Raw genomic sequence first — 20,474 nt, forward strand, 5'->3', positions numbered from 1 at the left:
CGCCGGTAGGGTGGCCGCGTCCGAACGGCCCGACCGAGAGGTATCTGTCATGGGACGCAGCCGGCTGACCCCCGAGCGGGAGACCGAGCTCTTCAACGCCGTGCTCGATCTGCTGCGCGAAGTCGGCTACGACGCACTGACCATGGACGCCGTCGCCGCCCGGACCCGCTCCAGCAAGGCCACCCTCTACCGCCAGTGGCAGGGCAAGCCGCAGCTGGTGGCCCGGGCGCTGCGGCACTGCAAGCCGGTCAGCACCGCGGACGTCGACACCGGCAGCCTGCGCGGCGACTTCGCCGAACTGGTGCGCCGGGCCGACGACGAGGGACAGGTGGAGAAGGACGCGGCCCTGATGCGGGGCCTGGGGATGGCCATCCACGGCAACCCCGATCTGCACCAGGCCCTGCGTGAAGTCCTCCTCGACCCCGAGGTGACCGGGCTGAACGCGATGCTGACGCGGGCCATCGACCGCGGCGAGATCGCGGCCGACTGCCCCGCCCTCGCCTTCGCCCCGCACATGCTCGTCGGCGCGCTCATCGCCCGGCAGCTCATCGAGGACCGCAGCGCCGACGCCGCGTTCCTCGCCTCCTACCTCGACGCCGTGGTCCTCCCCGCCCTCGGCGTCTGACCCCGCCCGCCCGACTTCCCTCCAACCGAGTCCTCGTACCCGGCGCGCCGCTCTCGTCGCCGGGGCGATGACGCACGCCTTCGCACACCCCTCACCCGACGGGAGCACCCGGTCTCGTGGCCACTTTCCTCTACCAACTCGGACGCTTCGCCTTCCGGCGGCGTCGCTTCGTCGCCCTGATATGGATCGCCCTGCTGGCCGTCGCCGGCGTCGGGGCGGCCACCGCCGCCGCGCCCGCCGAGGACTCCCTCGCCATCCCCGGCACCGAGGCCCAGCGCGCCTTCGACCTCCTCGACCAGCGCTTCCCCGGCACCAACGCCGACGGCGCCACGGCCCGGGTGGTCTTCCGGGCCCCCGCCGGCGAGACGATGAAGGACCCGGCGAACAAGGCGGCCGTGGAACGCACCGTCCACGCCCTGCGGTCGGGCTCCTCGCAGGTCGACCGGGTCGCCGACCCGTACACCGCCAGGGCCCTGAGCAAGGACGGCCGTACCGCCTACGCCCAGGTCTCCTACAAGGTCACCGGCTTCGAGCTGACCGACGCCTCCAAGGACGCCCTGGAGGACGCGGCGAAGGAGGGCCGGGAGGCCGGACTGACCGTCGAGACCGGCGGCAACGCCCTGCAGGCCATCCCCGAGACCGGCGCCACCGAGGTCATCGGCATCGCGATCTCCGCGGTGGTCCTCGTCATCACCTTCGGCGCGCTGATCGCGGCCGGACTGCCGCTGGTGACCGCGCTGATCGGCGTCGGCATCGGCGTCTCCACCATCACCGCACTGAGCAGCACGCTCGACCTCTCCACCACCACCTCGACGCTGGCCACCATGATCGGCCTCGCCGTCGGCATCGACTACGCCCTGTTCATCGTCTCCCGCTACCGCGCCGAGATCACCGAGGGCAGCGAGCGCGAGGAGGCCGCCGGACGCGCGGTGGGCACCGCCGGCTCCGCGGTCGTCTTCGCCGGGCTGACCGTGGTGATCGCGCTGGTCGGCCTCGCCGTCGTCAACATCCCGATGCTGACGAAGATGGGCCTGGCCGCGGCCGGCACCGTCGTCATCGCCGTCCTGATCGCGCTCACCCTCATCCCGGCGCTGCTGGGCTTCGCGGGCAAGCGGGTGCTGCCCCGCAAGGCACGCAAGGACCGGGAGAGCCGGGAGAGCGCCCCGGCCGGCGAGCCGCACGGCCGGCCCGCCGCCGCCGAGCGCCCCAACATGGGCACCCGCTGGGCGCGGTTCGTGCTGCGCCGCCCGGTCACCGTGCTCCTCGCGGCCGTGGTCGCCCTCGGTGCCGTCGCCGTCCCCGCGGCCTCGCTGGAGCTGGGCCTGCCGGACGACGGCTCGCAGCCCACCGACACCACCCAGCGCAAGGCGTACGACCTGCTGACGGACAGCTTCGGCGCCGGCTTCAACGGCCCGCTGATGCTGGTCGTCGACGGCCGCGGCGTCCACGCCGGGCAGAGCACCAGATCCGCCGCCGCGCGGGTGGCGAAGGAGGTCGGCGCGCTGGACGACGTCGCCGTCCTCACCCCGCCCACCTTCAACAAGGCCGGCGACACCGCGATGCTGACCGTCGTCCCGAAGTCCAAGCCCAGCAGCGGCGCCACCGAGGACCTGGTGCACGACATCCGGTCCAAGTCGACCGGCATCGCCCAGGACACCGGGGCGAAGACCCTGGTCACCGGCACCACCGCGATGAACGTCGACGTCTCGCAGAAGCTCGACGACGCACTGCTGCCCTACCTGGCGCTGGTCGTCGGCCTGGCCTTCCTGCTGTTGATGGTGGTCTTCCGCTCGGTGCTCGTCCCGCTCAAGGCGGCACTCGGCTTCCTGCTGTCGGTGGTGGCGGCGCTCGGAGCAGTCGTCGCGGTCTTCCAGTGGGGCTGGCTGGGCGATGTGTTCGGCGTCGAGCAGACCGGACCGATCATGAGCATGATGCCGATCTTCATGGTGGGCGTGGTCTTCGGCCTGGCGATGGACTACGAGGTCTTCCTCGTCACGCGGATGCGCGAGGCGTTCGTCCACGGCGAGCGACCGGGGGAGGCCGTGGTCACCGGCTTCCGGCACGGGGCGCGGGTGGTCACCGCCGCCGCGGTCATCATGATCAGCGTCTTCGCCGGCTTCATCGGCTCCACCGACGCGATGATCAAGATGATCGGCTTCGGCCTCGCCGTCGCCGTCCTCTTCGACGCCTTCCTCGTCCGGATGGCCGTGGTCCCCGCGGTCCTGGCCCTGCTGGGCCGCTCCGCCTGGTGGCTGCCCGGCTGGCTGCAGAAGACCCTGCCGAACGTCGACGTCGAGGGAGAGGGCCTGCGCAAGCGGCTCGCCGCCGACGCCGCCGGCCCGGACGCGAGCGCCGCCCGCGCACCGGAGCGCGTCTGACCGACCGCCACCGCACCGGCCGCCCGGCCGGTGCGCCCAGACCTCCGGGAGCCGCTGTGAGCGGCGCGGTTCCCGGAGCCGGCGCCGGCCCGTGGGGACGGGGAGCGGCGCACCCGAAGGCCCGGCGACGGCTTCCCGTGGGGACGGGGACCGTCGCCGGGCCGCGCGCCCGCATACGGCGCGCTCCGCCCCTTCGCCCCCATGCGCCCCCCGGGGCCGGAGGTGCGAGGGGGACCCGCCTTTACGGTCGCCGCGGCCGTTCCGCATCATGGGCGCTCTTGCAAGTTATTTGCAGGGAGCCCCACCATTGGCGGGTCGCAGAGCCTGAAGCGGAGAAAACCTGAGATGCACGTACCCGACGGATTCATCAACGCGCCGGTGTCGGTGGCGGCCGGTGCGGTCGCCGCCGCCGCGGTCGCGGTCAGCCTGCGCGGCGCCCGGCGCGAGCTGGCGGGTGCGGGCACGGGCGGCGCCGCGGGCGCGGAGCGGACGGCGCCGCTGGCCGGACTGGTCGCCGCGTTCATCTTCGCCGTGCAGATGCTGAACTTCCCGGTCGCCGCCGGCACCAGCGGGCACCTGCTGGGCGGCGCGCTGGCGGCGATACTCGTCGGCCCGTACACCGGCGTGCTCTGCGTCTCCGTCGTGCTGCTCATGCAGGGCGTGCTCTTCGCCGACGGCGGGCTGACCGCGCTCGGCGTCAACATCACCGACATGGCGATCGTGACGACCGTGGTCGCCTACGGCCTGTTCCGCGGGCTGGTGAAGGTGCTGCCCCGGCGGCGCCGCTCGATCACCGTGGCCTCCTTCGCCGCCGCGCTGATCTCGGTCCCGGCGGCCGCGGTGGCCTTCACCGCCATGTACGCGCTCGGCGGCACCGCGGACGTGCCGATCGGCAAGGTCTTCACCGCCATGGTGGGCGTCCACGTCCTCATCGGCATCGGCGAGGCCGCGATCACCGCCCTGACCGTCGGCGCCGTGATCGCCGTGCGCCCCGACCTGGTGTACGGCGCACGCGGCCTGGCCAAGCCCCTGGAGCTGCGCACCTCGCCGCTCGCCGCCCCCGCCGACGAGCCCGCCCCGGCCGCCGCCCCCGCCGCCCCGGCCCCCGCCGCACCCCGGCGCTCCGCCCGCCGCGTCTGGCTCGCCGGACTCGCCGCCGCCCTGGTGTGCGCGGGCGGCATCAGCTACTACGCCTCCGCCAGCCCCGACGGCCTGGAGAAGGTCGCCCACGACCAGGGCATCGACGCCAAGACCCGCGACCACGCCGCCAAGGACTCCCCGCTCGCCGACTACAGCGTCAAGGACATCACCAACCCGCGCCTGGCCGGCGGCCTCGCCGGGATCATCGGCGTCGGCGCGACGCTCGCCGTGGGCACGGGCGTGTTCGTCGTCCTGCGCCGCCGCCGCAGCGAAGGCGCCGGGCAGCAGGAAACGGACGGCCGGCGCCCGTCCGAGAGCGCCTGACATGGGCGCCGGCCACGCCCACAAGCTCTACCGGCACGGGCACTCACCGGTCCACGCCCTGCCGGCGCACTGCAAGATCGCCGCGGTCTTCTGCTTCGTCCTCGTCGTCGTCTCCACCCCGCGCGAGGCCGTCTGGGCCTTCGGGCTCTACGCGCTGCTGATCGCGGCTGCCGCCGCGGCCGCCCGGATCCCGGCCGGCTTCCTGCTCAAGCGGCTGCTGATCGAGGTGCCGTTCGTCGCCTTCGCCCTGCTGATGCCGTTCGTCGCCGAGGGCCCGCGCACCGAGGTCCTCGGGATGAGCCTGAGCGCGTCCGGGCTGTGGGGCGCCTGGAACATCCTCGCCAAGGGCACGCTGGGCGTCGCCGCGTCCGTGCTGCTCGCCGCCACCACCGAACTGCGCGAACTCCTGCTGGGCCTGCAGCGCCTGCGGATGCCGCCGCTGCTCGTCCAGATCGCCTCCTTCATGATCCGCTACGGCGATGTGATCACCGACGAGATGCGGCGGATGCGGATCGCCCGGCTCTCCCGCGGCTTCGAGGCACGCGGCGTCCGCCACTGGGGCGTGCTCGCCAAGTCGGCCGGCGCGCTGTTCATCCGCTCCTACGAGCGCGGCGAGCGGGTCCACCTCGCCATGGTCAGCCGCGGCTACACCGGCACCATGCCCCAGCTCGCCGAGACCACCGCCACCCGCACACAATGGACCCGCGCGGCCGCCCTCCCCCTCGCCGCGCTCGCCGTCTGCCTCCTGGGATGGACCCTTTGAGCACCACCGCACCCGCCCCCTCCCTCGCCGTCTCCCGGCTCGCCTACGCCTACCCCGACGGCCACCAGGCGCTGTTCGGCGTCGACCTGACCGTCGGCCGCGGCGAGCGGGTCGCGCTGCTCGGGCCCAACGGCGCCGGCAAGACCACCCTCGTCCTGCACCTCAACGGCATCCTCGAAGCGGGCGCCGGCACCGTCGAGATCGCCGGCCTCCCCGTCGGCAAGGAACACCTCGCGGAGATCCGCCGCCGGGTCGGCATCGTCTTCCAGGACCCCGACGACCAGCTGTTCATGCCCACCGTCCGCGAGGACGTCGCCTTCGGGCCCGCCTCCGCGGGACTGCGCGGCGACGCCCTGGACGAACGGGTCACCGAAGCGCTCACCCGGGTCGGCATGGCCGACTTCGCCGACCGGCCGCCGCACCACCTCTCCTTCGGGCAGCGCCGCCGGGTCGCCGTCGCGACGGTGCTGGCGATGCGGCCGGAGATCCTCGTCCTCGACGAGCCGTCCTCCAACCTCGACCCGGCCTCCCGCCGCGAACTCGCCGACATCCTGCGCTCGTTGGACGTCACCGTCCTGATGGTCACCCACGACCTGCCCTACGCGCTGGAGCTGTGCCCGCGGTCCGTGGTGCTCTCCGGCGGCGTGATCGTCGCCGACGGCACCACCCAGCAGCTGCTGTGCGACGAGGAACTGATGCGCACCCACCGGCTGGAACTCCCCTTCGGCTTCGACCCGCGCTCGGTCGACATCCCGCTGTGACCCGCCGCTGAGGCGTCACCGCCGCCCCCGCGACCGGCCCGTGTGACGAACACCACGGGCCGCTGTCCTGGTCATCAGCACTGATCCGCGCGTTGCACCATGGATGGGTCACGAAAGCGACGGATGAGCGGGAAGCAGGAATCAGTGGTGGACGTCCAGGGCACGGTCGAGGACGGCTTCGAGCCGGTCCGGGACGCCTTCATGGCCAACTTCGCCCGGCGCGGCGAGCGCGGCGCGGCCGTCGCCGTCTACCGGCACGGGCACAAGGTCGTCGACCTGTGGGGCGGCACCAGGGACGGCGACGCCGGCAAGCACGCGGCGGGCGCCGCCCGCTGGGAGGCCGGCACCGCCCAGGTGATCCGCTCCGCCACCAAAGGCATCGCCGCGCTCGTCCCGCTGCTGCTGCACCAGCGCGGACAGCTCGACCTCGACGCGCCCGTCGGCACCTACTGGCCGGAGTTCAAGGCCGCCGGCAAGGAACGCGTCCTCGTCCGCCACCTGCTCTCGCACCGCGCCGGACTCCCCGCCCTGGACACCCCGCTCACCCCCGGCCAGGCCATCGACGGCGTCAGCGGCCCCGCCGCACTCGCCGCCCAGGCACCCCTGTGGGAACCCGGCACCGACCACGGCTACCACGCGCAGACCTACAGCTGGCTCATCGGCGAACTGGTGCTGCGGGTCACCGGCCGCACCCTCGGCAGCTGGATCGCCGAGGAGATAGCCGGGCCGCTCGGCCTCGACCTGTGGATCGGCCTGCCCGGGGCCGAGCAGTCCCGCGTCGGCCGGCTGGCCCCCGTCGAGCCGCCCGCCCGGCCCGCCGCGGCCGGCCTGCGGGTGCGCCCCAAGCAGACCGTCGCCGACGCGTACGCCGACCCGGACTCGCTCACCAGCCGCGCCTTCGCCGCGATCACCCCGGCGCCCGACGAGAACGACCCCGCCTACCGTGCCGCCGAACTGCCCGCCTCCGGCGGCATCGCCACCGCCCGCTCGCTGGCCCGCTGCTACGCCGCGCTCATCGGCCCCGTCGACGGCCGCCCCCGGCTCTTCGCACCCGCCACCCTCACCCTCGCCCGCACCGAGGAGTCCGCCGGCCTCGACCGCACCCTCCTCGTCCACACCCGCTTCGGCCTGGGCTTCATGCTCCACGGCCCCGCCTCACCACTCCTGGCCCCCGGCTCCTTCGGCCACCCCGGCCGCGGCGGCGCCCTCGCCTGCGCGGACCCCGAAACGGGGCTCGCGTTCGGGTACGTCACGAATGGGATGCAGCGGAATGTGATGGCGGACCCTCGGGCGCAAGCGCTGTTGCGCGCGGTTTCCCACGTTGCCGGGTGATCCGCCGTTTTTCTTTCTGTTGTTCTTTCCCGCCTTCGGCGGGGGCGGGGTGGGTTGTGTGGGGTGGGGCCCCATGTTTGTGGTGGGTGGCGGGTTCGGGGCCGGAGGGGTGGGTTGTCGGACGTAAAGCGAAGCAGTCCGACAACCCACCCCTCCGGCCCCGAACCCTCCCGCCGTTTGTGGGGCCCCACCCCGGTGGGGGTGCAGCAAAACAAAAGACCAGTAGCTCGGCCCGCACCACGATGCGGGCCGGGCTACTGGCTTTTGAAGACCTTCACCCCCACCCCCGGAGGCCCGCCACCGGCACCCACCACGCAGCAGAAGCGGCCCCCGCCCAACCCTCACCACCCCCGCCGGAGGCGACACGGCGCCGCGGAAAACACCCCACGGCCACCCCCAACGCGGCACACTGCAACAGACGCGGACCACCCGACACCGGGGGACGAACAAATGCATCGCTTCGAGGGCTACAGCGCACTGATCACCGGCGCGGGGCGGGGAATCGGAGCGGCCACCGCGTACCGGCTGGCCGCGGAGGGAGCCCGGGTGCTGGTCACGGACCTCGACGCCGCCCGCGCCGAGCGAGTGGCGGCCGGCATCGAGGAGGCCGGCGGAACCGCCGGGGCGATGCCGTGCGACGTGGGGGACCGCGCGGCCGTGGACGCGGCCGTGGCCCGCGCGGTGGAGCGGTTCGGGGGACTGGACGTGCTGGTCAACAACGCCTACCGGTGCCATCCGGACACCCCGTTGTTCGAGGACGAGCCGGAGGAGGACTGGGCGGCGGACCTCGATGTCACGCTCGGCGGCGCGTTCCGGTGCGCGCGGGCCGCGCTGCCCCATCTGGCGGCGGCCGGCGGGCGCGGCGCGATCGTCAACATCGGGTCCGTCAACGGCATCCAGGATTTCGGCAATCACGCCTACAGCGCGGCCAAGGCGGGCCTGGCGAGCCTGACCCGTACGCTCTCCGGCCGGTGTGCGCCGCGCGGCGTACGGGTCAACCTGGTCGCCCCGGGGACCGTCGACACCCCCAGCTGGGCGGGGCACGAGGAGCGGCTGCGGCGGGCGGCGGCCGCGTACCCGCTGGGGCGGGTCGGGCGGCCGGAGGACGTCGCGGCGGCGGTGGCCTATCTGGCGTCGTCGGATGCCGCGTGGGTGACGGGGGTCACGCTGCCGGTGGACGGCGGGGTGCTGGTCGCCAACGGGGAGCTGGTCCGGGCGCTGCGGGGGGAGTGAGGGCGGCGCGGCGGCATCCGACGGGGGAACGCAGGCACCGCCGCCGCAAGGGTCCGCCCCACGGCCGCGAGGGAACGGCCGGTCCGGTACCCGAAGTGCACAAGGTGCACGAAGTGCAAAACGCAGGGAGGGGAAGTCTGATGAAGATCGTGATACCCGGCGGGACCGGTCAGGTGGGCGGGATCCTGAACCGTGCGCTGAGCGCGGCGGGGCACGAGGTCGTGGTGCTGACCCGGCGTCCGGTGCGGGACGGGGAGGTGCGGTGGGACGGGGCGACGCGGGGGGCCTGGGAGGCGGCGGTCGACGGCAGCGATGTCGTGATCAACCTGGCCGGGCGGAGCGTCAGTTGCCGCTATACCCCGGACAACCTCCGGGAGATGATGGCTTCGCGGGTGGACTCCGCCCGCGTCGTGGGGGAGGCGATCGCGGCCGCCGCCCGGCCGCCCCGGGTCTGGCTGCAGATGAGCACCGCCACCGTCTACGCCCACCGCTTCGACGCCCCGAACGACGAGGCGACGGGTGTGGTCGGGGGCGCGGAAGCCGGTGTTCCGGGCTACTGGGCGTACAGCGTCGAGATCGCCAGGGCCTGGGAGCGGGCGCAGGAGGAGGCCGCGACGCCCAAGACCCGTAAGGTCGCGCTGCGCTCCGCCATGGTGATGAGCCCCGACCGCGGCGGCGTGTTCGACGTGCTGCTGTGGCTGGCGCGGCTGGGGCTCGGTGGCCCGGTCGCGGGCGGGGCGCAGTACGTGTCCTGGATCCATGACCGTGACGTCGTCCGCGCCGTCGAGTTCCTGATCGGGAGCGACCTGTGCGGGCCGGTGAATCTCGCCGCGCCCGCCCCGCTGCCGCAGCGCGCGTTCATGCGGGCGCTGCGGGCCGCCTGGGGTGTCCCGGTGGGCCTGCCGGCCACGAAGTGGATGGCCGAGCTGGGCGCGTTCGCGCTGCGCTCCGACACCGAACTGCTGCTCAAGAGCCGGCGGGTGGTGCCCGGCCGGCTGCTCGACGCGGGTTTCGCCTTCGGGTACGACGAGTGGCGGGGGGCCGCGGACGACCTGGTGCGGCGGGTGCGCGCGGCACGGGCCGGCACCTGAGCCGTCCGCGGCGGCCCGCTCAGCCCGTGTGCAGCATCAGGCCGATGCCGATGACCATCAGGCCGGCCGCGGCGATCCGGGGGACGCCGAAGCGTTCCTTGAAGAAGACGGCGCCGATGGCGGCGCCGACGATGATGGACGACTCGCGCAGGGCGGCGATGGGGGCGAGGGGCGCGCGGGTCTGCGCCCACAGGACCAGGCCGTAGGCGAAGACGGAGAGCACGCCGCCGGCCAGGCCGCGCAGCGCGATGGGGCGCAGCTCGGTCAGGAGCCGGCGGCGCCGGGTGGCGAGCGCGTAGGCGGGGATGACGATGCCTTCGAGGATCATCAGCCAGGCGATGTAGCCGAGGGAGGTGCCGGAGGCGCGGACGCCGAGGCCGTCGACGGTGGTGTAGGAGGCGATGGCCAGGCCGGTGGCGAGGGCGGCGACCAGGGCCGGCCAGTGCGGCTTGGTGCCCGAGCCGCGGATGCCCCAGAGGGCGACGCCGACCAGCCCGGCGGAGGCCAGGGCGACGCCGGCCAGGGCCCAGGCGTCGGGGACCTCGTGGACGAAGACGGCGGCCAGGACCGTGACGACCAGCGGCGCGGTGCCACGGGCGATGGGGTACATCTGGCCGAACTCGCCCAGCCGGAAGGACTGCATGAGCAGCGCCTGGTAGACGATGTGCAGCACCGCGGAGGCCAGCAGGAAGGGCCAGGCGCCGGCGGCGGGCAGCGGGGTGACGGCGGCCATGGCGAGGCCGCAGAGCGCGCCGCCGCCGCCGACCAGGGTGAAGGCCAGGAGCTGGTCGCGGATGCCGTGGGCGATGGCGTTCCAGCTGGCGTGGGTGACGGCGGCGAGCAGGACGGCCGCGACGACGAGCGGGGTCACGCGGTGCGCTCGCGCACGTCGGCGATCGTGGCCCCGGCGTGCTCGATCAGGGCCGCGGGGGCGAGCGGGAAGACGGTGTGCGGGGTGCCGGCGGCGGCCCAGACGGTCTCGTGCGCGAGCAGTCCGCGGTCGGCCAGGACGCGGGTGCGGGTGCGGTGCCCGAAGGGCGGTACGCCGCCGATGGCGTAGCCGGTGGTCTCGCGGACGAGGGCGGCGTCGGCGCGGCCGACTGCGGTGGCGCCCAGCTCGGCCCGTACCCGCTCCAGGTCCACGCGGGCGGAGCCGTCCACCAGGACCAGGACCGGCTCGCGGTCCGCGGTGAAGATCAGCGACTTGACGATCTGGCCGAGGTCGCAGCCGACGGCCGCGGCCGCCTCGGCGGCGGTGCGGGTGGCCTCGGGAAAGCCGCGGACCTCGACGGCCAGTCCCAGTGCGGTGAGCGCTTCGGCGAAGCGGGGGTGAGCCGTTGCGTGGGTGCTTTCCGGGGTGGTGCCGGACCGGGAATCGCTCATGGCCCGCACGCTAGCGAAAGCTGTACGGGCCATGCGAACACAATCCGCTCGATGAGACGAGGGGCACCCCGGCGGGCGCCCCCGCCCCGTCAGCCGGCGGTGAGGATGGCGCGGACCACCGGGCCCGCGTTGGAGCCGCCGTGGCCGCTCGCCGGGACGACGGCCGCCGCGGCGAGGTCGTCGCGGTAGGCGGAGAACCAGGCGTTGGGCTTCTTCTGGTTGTCGACCTCGGCGGAGCCGGTCTTGGCGCCGATGTCACCGCTGACCCCGGCCATCGCCTCGGCGGCCGTACCGGAGGTCGCCGTCAGCTTCATCAGCGACTTCAGGCCGCTGAGGGTGGACGGCTTCATCGTGCGGGCGGCCTTGGCGAGCGTGCGGTGGTCCAGCTGCGGCGAGACGATGTACGGCTGGTGGAAGGAGCCGGCCCGGACCGTCGCGGAGAGCGAGGCGACGTTGAGCGGGTTCATCCGCACCCCGCCCTGGCCGATCAGCGAGGCCGCCATCTGCGCGTCGTGCTGCACGGGCACCGCGCCGTCGAAGGTGGGGATGCCGGTCTGCCAGTTCAGGCCGATGCCGAAGACGTCCCGGGCCTCATTGGTGAGGTCGTCGTCCTTGAGGTCCTTGGCGTGCGAGATGAAGGCGTTGTTGCAGGACGCGGCGAAGCTCTGGGCGAACGTGCCGTCCTTGATCTCGGACTTGTTGAGGTTCTGGAACTTCCAGCCGCCCACGGTCACGTACTTGGGGCAGGGGTTCTTCTTGCCGGGCGAGGTCAGGCCCTTGTCCATCAGCAGCGCCGAGGTGACGATCTTCATGGTCGAGCCGGGGGCGAGCGACCCCTGGGTGGCCATGTTGAAGCCCTTTTCCGGGGAGTTGGCGAGCGCCAGGATCTCGCCGGTGCTGGGCTTGACCGCGGCCGCCGAGGCGGACTTCTTGCCCTTGACCGCCCGCTCGGCCGCCGCCTGCAGCTTGGCGTCGAGCGTGGTCTTGAGCGTGCCCGGGGTGCCCTTGGACAGCACCTTCAGGGTCTTGTCGGGCAACTGGTCGGCGGGCTTCGCGCTCTTGGCGCGGTGGATGAACAGCTCCACGCCCGGCTTGCCGTCGGTCTTGTCGCCGTACTTGTCGCGCAGGCTGTCCAGCACCCCGGCCAGCGCCGGATGCGCCTCGGGCGTGAGCGCCGCGCCGTTGCGGTCCACGGCCTTGATCGGCGGCGCCTCGGCCTCGCCCGTCTGCAGCTGGTCGCCCTTGGCGAGCCCCGGGTGCAGCATCGCGGGCTGCCAGGCGATCCGCGGCTTGCCGGTGTCCTTGTCGCGCTCCACGGTCGTGGCGGTGCGGTACGAGTAGGCCGCCTTGGTGCCCTTGTAGTCGATCTGCGCGGCGACGCCGTAGGGCACCTTGTCGCCCGACGGCGTGCCCGGCGTCAGCGCCACCTTCGAGAACCGCGCCTGCTTGGCGAGTGACTCCAGGGCGGCCTTGCACTTCACCGGGTCGTCCGTCAGAGCGGCCGCCTTGCCCGCGTCGCCGGACTGCCAGGCGGTCAGGAAGCCCTGTGTCGTCGTGCGGACTTCCTTGGCCGACAGGGGGCCGGTCTTCACCCCGGGCTTGCCGCCGCCGTCCTTGGCGTCCGCCGACCTGACCTCCTGCGGGGACCCGTCCGAGCCGCCGAACAGCGTGAAGCCGCCCACGACTCCCGCCACCAGGGCAACAGATCCGCCGATCAGCCCGTACTTCACCTCGCGGCGCATGCCACCGATTCCCTCCCGGAGTTCTCGTCCTTGAATACGCACACAAGAACGTGCCACGCACTCTAAGGGACACGGGAGGGCCGCGAGTCTCGATCAGGGCACGGTACGGTGACGCGCTGTTGTAGAGCTGTTACAGAGTTGTCGAACTCCGCCCGGCCGCCCCCGAGCTGGCGCCCGGCCGTCCGTCCGCTACACCCAGGTGTCGAACCACATCCGGTGGTGCCAGGCCGACTTGGGGATCGGCATACCCGTGTAGAGCGGGTAGAAGTAGATGAAATTCCACACGATCAGGAGCACCAGGACACCGGCGCCGACCGCGCCGATCGTGCGGCGGCGCTCCGTCGAGCCCGGCGGGCCGATGATCGCGCCGATCAGCATCGCCAGCGCCAGGCACAGGAAGGGGACGAACACCACCGCGTAGAAGAGGAAGATGGTCCGCTCCTGGTAGAGGAACCACGGCAGGTAGCCGGCCGCGACCCCGCAGGCGATCGCCCCGGCCCGCCAGTCCCGCTGGAACAGCCAGCGGTAGAGGACGTAGAGCAGCGCGAAGCAGGCCGCCCACCACAGCAGCGGGGTGCCCAGCGCCAGCACCTCGCGGGCGCAGCCCTCGGCCGCCGTGCAGCCGTCCTGGCCGGCCTTGGGGTCCTCGTAGAAGTACGAGACCGGGCGGCCCAGGACCAGCCAGCTCCACGGGTTGGACTGGTAGGTGTGCGGGGTGGTCAGTCCGGTGTGGAAGGCGTAGACCTCGGTCTGGTAGTGCCACAGGCTGCGCAGCCAGTCCGGCAGCCAGGTCCAGTGGCCCGTCCGGCCGTCCGGCGTGGTCGCCCAGTCGCGGTAGTAGCCGCCCTTGGTGGCGATCCAGCCCGACCACGACGCGAGGTAGGCGGCGAGCGCGACGACGACGGTGGACCCGAAGGCGGGCAGGACGTCGCGGCGCAGCGCCGAGCGGAACGGGCGCCGGGCGCCCGCCGTGCGGCGCGCCCCGACGTCCCACAGCACCGCCATCAGCGCGAAGGCCGCGAGGTAGTAGAGGCCGTTCCACTTCGTCGCCGCGGACAGGCCCAGGCACAGCCCGGCCGCGATCCGCCAGGGGCGCGGGCCCAGCCGCAGCCGGTCGCCGACCTCCCCGTCCGGGTGCGCCACCCCGGCGGAGTCCAGCGGCAGCGCCGCCGCCAGCCGGGCCCGGGTGCGGTCCCGGTCCACCAGCAGGCAGCCGAACGCCGCCACCACCCAGAACATCACCAGCAGGTCCAGCAGCGCGGTCCGGCTCATCACGAAGTGCAGGCCGTCGACCGCCAGCAGGGTGCCCGCCAGGCAGCCCAGCGCCGTCGACCGCAGCAGCCGGCGGCCGATACGGCACACCAGCAGCACCGACAGGGTGCCGAGCAGCGCCACCGTGAACCGCCAGCCGAAGGGGTCCATCCCGAACGCCCACTCGCCGACCGCGATCAGCCACTTGCCCATCGGCGGATGGACGACGTACGAGTGCTCCGGCGAGAGCAGCAGCTGCGGCGGATGCCCGACCAGCGCGTCATTGGCGTTCTTGGCCCAGGTGCCCTCGTAGCCGTACTGCAGCAGCGACCAGGCGTCCTTGGGGTAGTACGTCTCGTCGAATATCACCTTCCGCGGGCTGCCCAGGTTCCAGAACCGCAGCACCCCCGCGAACAGCGCCACCAGCAGCGGGCCGGCCCAGCCCGACCAGCGCGCCAGCCGGGCCGCCGCGTCCGGGCCCGCGCCGAACACCGCCCACAGGCGGCCGCCCGGCTCGGGGAACGCGGGCACCAGCCGCGCGCGGACATCGCCCCGCGGCCGGACGGGGTATCCGAAGCGGCGCAGCCGCCGCTGCCACACGGGGGGCCGCTCGGACAGCTCCGGGGCGTGCTGCGCGGTGGCGTCGGTCGCGGTGGTGTCACTCGTCACCGGGCCATCGTAGGGAAGCACGCTGTGGACCGGCGGGGAGCGCCACCGGGCGATACCGGCGGATCGGGGCGCGGCGGCGGGCTGGGAGGATGGGAGCGTGACTGGAACGCTGGTACTCGCAGGAACGCCCATCGGGGACATCACGGACGCGCCGCCGCGGCTCGCCGCCGAGCTGGCCGCCGCCGATGTGATCGCCGCCGAGGACACCCGGCGGCTGCGCCGGCTGACCCAGGCGCTCCAGGTCCAGCCCACCGGGCGGATCGTGTCGTACTTCGAGGGCAACGAGGCGGCCCGGACGCCCGAGCTGGCCGACGCGCTGGCCGGCGGGGCCCGGGTGCTGCTGGTCACCGACGCGGGCATGCCCTCCGTCTCCGACCCCGGCTACCGCCTGGTCGCCGCGGCCGTCGAGCGGGACATCAAGGTCACCGCCGTGCCGGGCCCCAGCGCGGTGCTCACCGCCCTGGCCCTCTCCGGTCTTCCGGTGGACCGCTTCTGCTTCGAGGGCTTCCCGCCGCGCAAGGCCGGCGAGCGGCTCTCCCGGCTGCGCGAGGTCGCCGGCGAGCGGCGCACCCTCGTCTACTTCGAGGCGCCGCACCGCCTGGACGACACCCTCGCCGCGATGGCCGAGGTCTTCGGCGCCGACCGGCGCGCCGCGGTGTGCCGCGAGCTGACCAAGACGTACGAGGAGGTCAAGCGGGGGCCGCTGGGCGAGCTGGTGCCCTGGGCCGCCGAGGGGGTGCGCGGCGAGATCACCATCGTCGTCGAGGGCGCCCCGCAGAGCGGGCCGCAGGACCTGGACGCCGACGAGCTGGTGCGCCGGGTGCGGGTCCGCGAGGAGGCGGGGGAGCGCCGCAAGGAGGCCATCGCCGCGGTCGCCGCGGACGCCGGGCTGCCCAAGCGTGAGGTCTTCGACGCGGTGGTCGCCGCCAAGAACGCCGAGAAGGACCCGGCGAAGAAGGCCGCGAAGGGCCCCGCCGGGGATTGAGGACGGCCCCGCCGGGGATTGATGCGCGGCGCCGGGCGAAAAGCGACCCTTCAGAAGGTAAATGGCTGACCGGAAAGGTAAAGCGCAGGTCGGCGCGTTGAGGTGATTTTCCTACCGTCGGCCAAATCTGGGCCAATAGCGTCGGCGATGGGCTGCATTCTCCGCCTCGGAGGCGTCCACTGGACGAGGGACGAACGGTTCCCGAAGACCTTGTCCAGCGGACAAGAGGAGCGCGCACATGAGCGAGATCGCGAAGACCACCGGCGGTTCGACCACCAGCGAGGACCACCCCATCGCCCGTCCCGACGCCGCCGCGCACGAGGCATACGCCTTCGCCTGCATGCGGTGCGGGCACGGCTGGGAGCAGGCGTACGAGATAGTCCACCAGGTCGACGGCAAGGGCGAGACCCACGTCGTCTACTACGCGGACGGCGAGCGGGTCCCGTCCCCGCTGACCTGCCCCACCTGCCTGAACTGCGGCAGCAACGTCGTGCGCATCATGCGCTCCGGCCAGGTCTCGATGGTCTCCGACGCGATCGCGAGCATGCACCAGCGCCAGCACGGCAGCGAGCGGAAGAAGGAACCGGCCGCCGACGCCGGACCGGACCGCGCCGAGGACTCCGGACGCCACCACTGGCACCTCTCCGACCTGCTGCACCCCTTCCAGCACCACCGCAGGTGAGGCCCGTGCCACGGCCCTCGTAGGATCGCGGCCATGGCACCGCAGGACAAGAACACCCCGCCGCCGCTGCCCGAACCGCTTCGGGTGGCGGTCGCGGATTCCCACACCCATCTCGACATGCAGGACGGCACCGTCGAGGAGGCGCTCGCCAAGGCCGCCTCCGTCGGGGTGACCACCGTGGTGCAGGTGGGCTGCGACCTGGCCGGATCCCGCTGGGCCGCCGAGACCGCGGCCGCCCACGACGCCGTGCACGCCACGGTCGCCCTGCACCCCAACGAGGCGCCCCGCATCGTGCTGGGCGACCCCGACGGGTGGTCGCGGCAGGGGGCCAGGGAGCCCGGCGGCGACGCCGCGCTGGACGCCGCCCTCGCCGAGATCGACCGGCTCGCCGGCCTGCCGCAGGTCCGCGGCGTCGGCGAGACCGGCCTCGACCACTTCCGCACCGGCCCCGAGGGCATGGCCGCCCAGGAGCGCTCCTTCCGCGCCCACATCGAGATCGCCAAGCGGCACGGCAAGGCCCTGGTCATCCACGACCGCGAGGCGCACGACGACGTGCTGCGCATCCTGCGCGAGGAGGGCGCCCCCGAACGGGTCGTCTTCCACTGCTTCTCCGGCGACGCCGCGATGGCCGAGGTCTGCGCCGCGGCCGGCTACTTCCTGTCCTTCGCCGGCAACGTCACCTTCAAGAACGCCCAGCCGCTGCGCGAAGCCCTCGCCGTCGCCCCGCCCGAGCTGGTCCTCGTCGAGACCGACGCCCCGTTCCTCACCCCCGCCCCGTACCGCGGACGGGCCAACGCCCCGTACCTCGTTCCGGTCACGCTCCGGGCGATGGCCGATGTCAAGAAGATGACCGAGGACGACCTGGCCACCGCCGTCGCCGCCAACACGGCGCGTGCCTTCGGGTACTGAACGGACCACCGCCGCGCCCCGGCCCGCGGGGCACCGCTCCCCGCCCGGCCCCCGGCCGCCCTCCGGCGCCGCCGGGGGCCCGCGCCGTCCCCCGATGTGACCACTTTCCGTATCGGACCGAGTTGGGAGAGTCACCGCCGCTCCGCTACATTCCGGCCGTCAACCGCACCCCGTGGCCCGTGGAGCGTGCCGTGAGTCCATCGTCGAGCAGCCACCGCGCCGCGCGCGGCCGCCGCAGACGCCGCGCCGAACGCCCCGACGCGCTGCGCCGCCTCCTGCCCCGGGCCCTGGTCGTCGTCTTCCTGGCCGGCGGCACCACCGCCTTCGTCGCGCACGACAAGGCGGTCCGGCTCACCGTCGACGGCACCCCGCGCACCCTGCACACCTTCGCCGGGGACGTCGGTGAACTGCTGGCCGACGAGCACCTCACCGTCGGCACCCACGACCTCGTCGCGCCCGCCCCCGGCACCGGGCTCAGCAGCGGCGACGAGGTCGTCGTCCGGCACGGCCGCCCGGTCGTCCTGACCATCGACGGGCAGCGCCGCCGGGTGTGGACCACCGCGGACACCGTCGACGGCGCCCTCCACCAGCTCGGCGTCCGGGCCGAGGGCGCCGTCCTGTCGGCCTCCCGCTCCCGGCGCATCGAGCAGCACGGCATGGAGCTGGCGGTACGCACCGAACGCTCGGTGGTCATCGTCGCCGACGGCCGGGAACACCGGGTCCGCACCAACGCCGCCACCGTCCGCGAGGCGCTGGCCGAGGCGGGGCTCGCGCTGCGCGACCAGGACACCACCTCGGTGCCGCCGGACAGCTTCCCGCACGAGGGCCAGACCCTCTCCGTGATGAGGATCACCGGCTCCAGGGAGGTCCGCGAGGAGCCCCTGCCGTTCCGTACGATCCTGCGCGCCGACCCGCGTCTGGCCCGCGGCGTCCAGTCGGTCGTCCAGCAGGGCCGCCCCGGCGTGCGGCGGGTCACCTACCGGGTGCGCACCGTCAACGGCGTCCGGCAGAAACCGAAGCGGCTGCACAGCAAGGTCGTGCACGCGCCCCGTCCGCGGATCGTGCACCTCGGCACCATGGCGCTGCCGGCCTCCGTCCGCGGCGCCGACCACCTCGCCTGGCACGCGCTCGCCCAGTGCGAGGCCCGCGGCCGGCCGGACGCCGTCGACGCGTCGGGCACCTACGGCGGGCTCTACCAGTTCGACGTCCCCACCTGGCGGGCCCTCGGCGGCCGCGGCCGCCCGCAGGACGCCTCTCCCCGGGAACAGACCTTCCGGGCCAAGAAGCTCTACATCAGAAGGGGGGCGAGCCCGTGGCCGGTCTGCGGCCGTAAGCTTCACGGGTGAACGAGCGCACCGAGGCTGTGGCATGACCAAGAGCACCACCGACGATTCCGGCCCCCTGCTGGGCGCCGCCGACATCCGCGAGCTGGCCGCCGCGCTGGGCGTCCGCCCCACCAAGCAGCGCGGCCAGAACTTCGTGATCGACGCCAACACCGTCCGCCGGATCGTGCGGACCGCCGGCGTCCGGCCCGACGATGTCGTCGTCGAGATCGGTCCGGGCCTCGGCTCGCTGACCCTCGGGCTGCTGGAGGCCGCCGACCGGGTCACCGCCGTGGAGATCGACGAGGTGCTGGCGGCCGCGCTGCCCGCCACGGTCGCGGCCCGGCTGCCCGAGCGCGCCGGCCGCTTCGCGCTGGTGCACAGCGACGCCATGCACGTCACCGAGCTGCCCGGCCCCGCGCCCACCGCGCTCGTCGCCAACCTGCCCTACAACGTGGCCGTCCCCGTGCTGCTGCACATGCTCGCGACCTTCCCCACCATCGACCGCACTCTGGTCATGGTCCAGTCCGAGGTCGCCGACCGCCTCGCCGCCCGCCCCGGCAACAAGGTCTACGGCGTGCCCTCGGTCAAGGCCAACTGGTACGCCGAGGTCAAGCGGGCCGGCGCCATCGGCCGCAACGTCTTCTGGCCCGCCCCCAACGTCGACTCCGGCCTGGTCTCCCTCGTCCGCCGCGACCGGCCCATCGAGACCACGGCGAGCCGCGACGAGGTCTTCGCCGTCGTCGACGCGGCCTTCGCCCAGCGCCGCAAGACCCTGCGCGCCGCGCTGTCCGGCTGGGCCGGCTCGGCCGCCGCCGCGGAGGCAGCGCTGGTCGCCGCGGGCGTCTCGCCGCAGGCGCGCGGCGAGGCGCTGACCGTCGAGGAGTTCGCGCGGATCGCCGAGCACAAGCAGCCGGGCGGGACGCCCGGCATCCGTCAGTCAGGGGGAGCCACCGCATGACCGCCACGACCGCCGCCCCGGTCACCGTCCGGGTGCCGGCCAAGGTCAACGTCCAGCTGGCCGTGGGCGCCGCCCGCGCGGACGGCTTCCACGACCTGGCGAACGTCTTCCTCGCCGTCGGCCTGTACGACGAGGTCACCGCCACCCCCGCCGACACCCTGCGGATCACGGCCGAGGGCCATGACGTCGACCAGATCCCGCTGGACCGGACGAACCTCGCGGCCCGCGCCGCCGAACTCCTCGCCGCCCGGCACGGCATCGAGCCGCGCGTCCACCTCCACATCACCAAGGACATCCCCGTCGCGGGCGGCATGGCCGGCGGCAGCGCCGACGCCGCCGGCGCCCTCCTGGCCTGCGACGCCCTCTGGTCGACGGGCGCCACGCGCGAGGAACTCCTCTCCCTCTGCGCCGAGTTGGGCAGCGACGTCCCGTTCAGCCTGGTCGGCGGCGCGGCCCTGGGCCGCGGCCGCGGCGAACTGCTGACCCCGCTCCCCGTCGGCGGCACCTTCCACTGGGTCTTCGCGGTCACCGACGGTGGCCTGTCCACCCCCGCCGTCTACCGCGAGTTCGACCGCCTGACCGCGGGCACGAACGTGCCGGAGCCCGAGGCGACCTCGGAACTCCTGTCCGCCCTGGAATCCGGCGACCCCACCGCCCTCGCCGCCACCCTCGCCAACGACCTCCAGCCCGCGGCCCTCTCCCTGCGCCCCTCCCTGACCGCGACCCTGGAGGCAGGCACCACCGCCGGCGCCCTGGCCGCCCTGGTCTCCGGCTCCGGCCCGACCACCGCCTTCCTGGCCAAGGACCCGGAAGCGGCAGAGAAGATCGCGTCCGAGCTGCTGGCGTCGGGGACCTGCCGCCAGGTCCGGGTGGCGGATTCGCCGGCCGTGGGGGCGCGGGTTCTGTAGCGCCGGGAGCCCGCT

The 20,474-nt window shown here is 73.8% G+C and carries 18 protein-coding genes; 14 read left to right on the plus strand and 4 right to left on the minus strand.

Translation table 11 applies throughout. From position 1 onward, the window contains the following. Positions 1-49 precede the first annotated feature (49 nt). From K7396_RS21695 to K7396_RS21730, 8 genes are all read left to right on the plus strand, one after another. Positions 50-625 carry a TetR/AcrR family transcriptional regulator gene (locus K7396_RS21695; RefSeq protein ID WP_086718848.1) on the plus strand — a complete coding sequence of 192 codons (576 nt, stop codon included), beginning with the start codon at positions 50-52 and terminating at the stop codon, positions 623-625. Positions 626-741: 116 nt separating this feature from the next. After that, positions 742-3,003 (plus strand): MMPL family transporter, encoded by a 2,262-nt coding sequence (locus K7396_RS21700; RefSeq protein ID WP_086718847.1) that lies wholly within the window; start codon positions 742-744, stop codon positions 3,001-3,003. 345 nt (positions 3,004-3,348) lie between these two features. Beyond that, positions 3,349-4,467, plus strand: coding sequence for an energy-coupling factor ABC transporter permease (locus K7396_RS21705; protein ID WP_152104895.1), 1,119 nt, complete (start codon positions 3,349-3,351; stop codon positions 4,465-4,467). 1 nt (position 4,468) lies between these two features. Beyond that, a complete protein-coding gene (cbiQ, locus tag K7396_RS21710; protein WP_086716824.1) occupies positions 4,469-5,230 on the plus strand; it encodes a cobalt ECF transporter T component CbiQ in 762 nt (253 codons plus the stop codon). Continuing rightward, entirely contained in the window at positions 5,218-5,991 is a 774-nt protein-coding gene (locus K7396_RS21715) for an energy-coupling factor ABC transporter ATP-binding protein (RefSeq protein WP_223660156.1), read from the plus strand. Before cbiQ ends, K7396_RS21715 begins: the two co-directional genes overlap by 13 nt. Before the next feature lie 123 nt (positions 5,992-6,114). Then, positions 6,115-7,323: a serine hydrolase domain-containing protein gene (locus K7396_RS21720; protein ID WP_086716822.1), complete on the plus strand. Its 1,209-nt coding sequence runs from the start codon at positions 6,115-6,117 to the stop codon at positions 7,321-7,323. Positions 7,324-7,773: 450 nt separating this feature from the next. Continuing rightward, the gene (locus K7396_RS21725) at positions 7,774-8,556 is read left to right on the plus strand and encodes an SDR family NAD(P)-dependent oxidoreductase (RefSeq protein ID WP_152104894.1); all 783 of its coding nucleotides are present in this window, start codon (positions 7,774-7,776) and stop codon (positions 8,554-8,556) included. Between the two features lie 140 nt (positions 8,557-8,696). Further along, positions 8,697-9,647 (plus strand): epimerase, encoded by a 951-nt coding sequence (locus K7396_RS21730; RefSeq protein ID WP_086721213.1) that lies wholly within the window; start codon positions 8,697-8,699, stop codon positions 9,645-9,647. A gap of 19 nt (positions 9,648-9,666) precedes the next feature. Here the strand turns inward: K7396_RS21730 and K7396_RS21735 are convergent, their stop codons facing one another. The 4 genes from K7396_RS21735 to K7396_RS21750 form a co-directional block, all read right to left on the minus strand. Next, positions 9,667-10,518, minus strand: a complete 852-nt coding sequence (locus tag K7396_RS21735; protein WP_086721214.1) for an EamA family transporter — start codon at positions 10,516-10,518, stop codon at positions 9,667-9,669. Further along, a complete protein-coding gene (locus K7396_RS21740) occupies positions 10,515-11,030 on the minus strand; it encodes a YbaK/EbsC family protein (protein WP_223660157.1) in 516 nt (171 codons plus the stop codon). Before K7396_RS21740 ends, K7396_RS21735 begins: the two co-directional genes overlap by 4 nt. An 89-nt stretch (positions 11,031-11,119) precedes the next feature. Then, positions 11,120-12,772, minus strand: a complete 1,653-nt coding sequence (locus K7396_RS21745) for a penicillin-binding transpeptidase domain-containing protein (RefSeq protein ID WP_086721216.1) — start codon at positions 12,770-12,772, stop codon at positions 11,120-11,122. Between the two features lie 189 nt (positions 12,773-12,961). Further along, positions 12,962-14,692, minus strand: coding sequence for a dolichyl-phosphate-mannose--protein mannosyltransferase (locus tag K7396_RS21750; protein ID WP_174886971.1), 1,731 nt, complete (start codon positions 14,690-14,692; stop codon positions 12,962-12,964). A 97-nt stretch (positions 14,693-14,789) separates the two neighbouring features. Between K7396_RS21750 and rsmI the strand changes: the two genes are divergently transcribed. From rsmI to K7396_RS21780, 6 genes are all read left to right on the plus strand, one after another. Continuing rightward, on the plus strand, positions 14,790-15,677 hold the full coding sequence (rsmI, locus tag K7396_RS21755) for a 16S rRNA (cytidine(1402)-2'-O)-methyltransferase (protein ID WP_086721218.1): 888 nt from the start codon (positions 14,790-14,792) through the stop codon (positions 15,675-15,677). Positions 15,678-15,915: 238 nt separating this feature from the next. Then, entirely contained in the window at positions 15,916-16,359 is a 444-nt protein-coding gene (locus K7396_RS21760; protein WP_086721219.1) for a hypothetical protein, read from the plus strand. Positions 16,360-16,392: 33 nt separating this feature from the next. Continuing rightward, positions 16,393-17,268, plus strand: a complete 876-nt coding sequence (locus K7396_RS21765; protein WP_152104893.1) for a TatD family hydrolase — start codon at positions 16,393-16,395, stop codon at positions 17,266-17,268. Positions 17,269-17,459: 191 nt separating this feature from the next. After that, the gene (locus K7396_RS21770; protein ID WP_152104892.1) at positions 17,460-18,614 is read left to right on the plus strand and encodes a resuscitation-promoting factor; all 1,155 of its coding nucleotides are present in this window, start codon (positions 17,460-17,462) and stop codon (positions 18,612-18,614) included. A 22-nt stretch (positions 18,615-18,636) separates the two neighbouring features. Further along, entirely contained in the window at positions 18,637-19,551 is a 915-nt protein-coding gene (gene rsmA / locus K7396_RS21775) for a 16S rRNA (adenine(1518)-N(6)/adenine(1519)-N(6))-dimethyltransferase RsmA (protein ID WP_086719550.1), read from the plus strand. Beyond that, the gene (locus K7396_RS21780; RefSeq protein WP_223660158.1) at positions 19,548-20,459 is read left to right on the plus strand and encodes a 4-(cytidine 5'-diphospho)-2-C-methyl-D-erythritol kinase; all 912 of its coding nucleotides are present in this window, start codon (positions 19,548-19,550) and stop codon (positions 20,457-20,459) included. Before rsmA ends, K7396_RS21780 begins: the two co-directional genes overlap by 4 nt. The last annotated feature ends 15 nt before the right edge of the window (positions 20,460-20,474 follow it).

Source organism: Streptomyces angustmyceticus, from assembly GCF_019933235.1.
GTDB classification, from domain to species: Bacteria; Actinomycetota; Actinomycetes; order Streptomycetales; family Streptomycetaceae; genus Streptomyces; species Streptomyces angustmyceticus.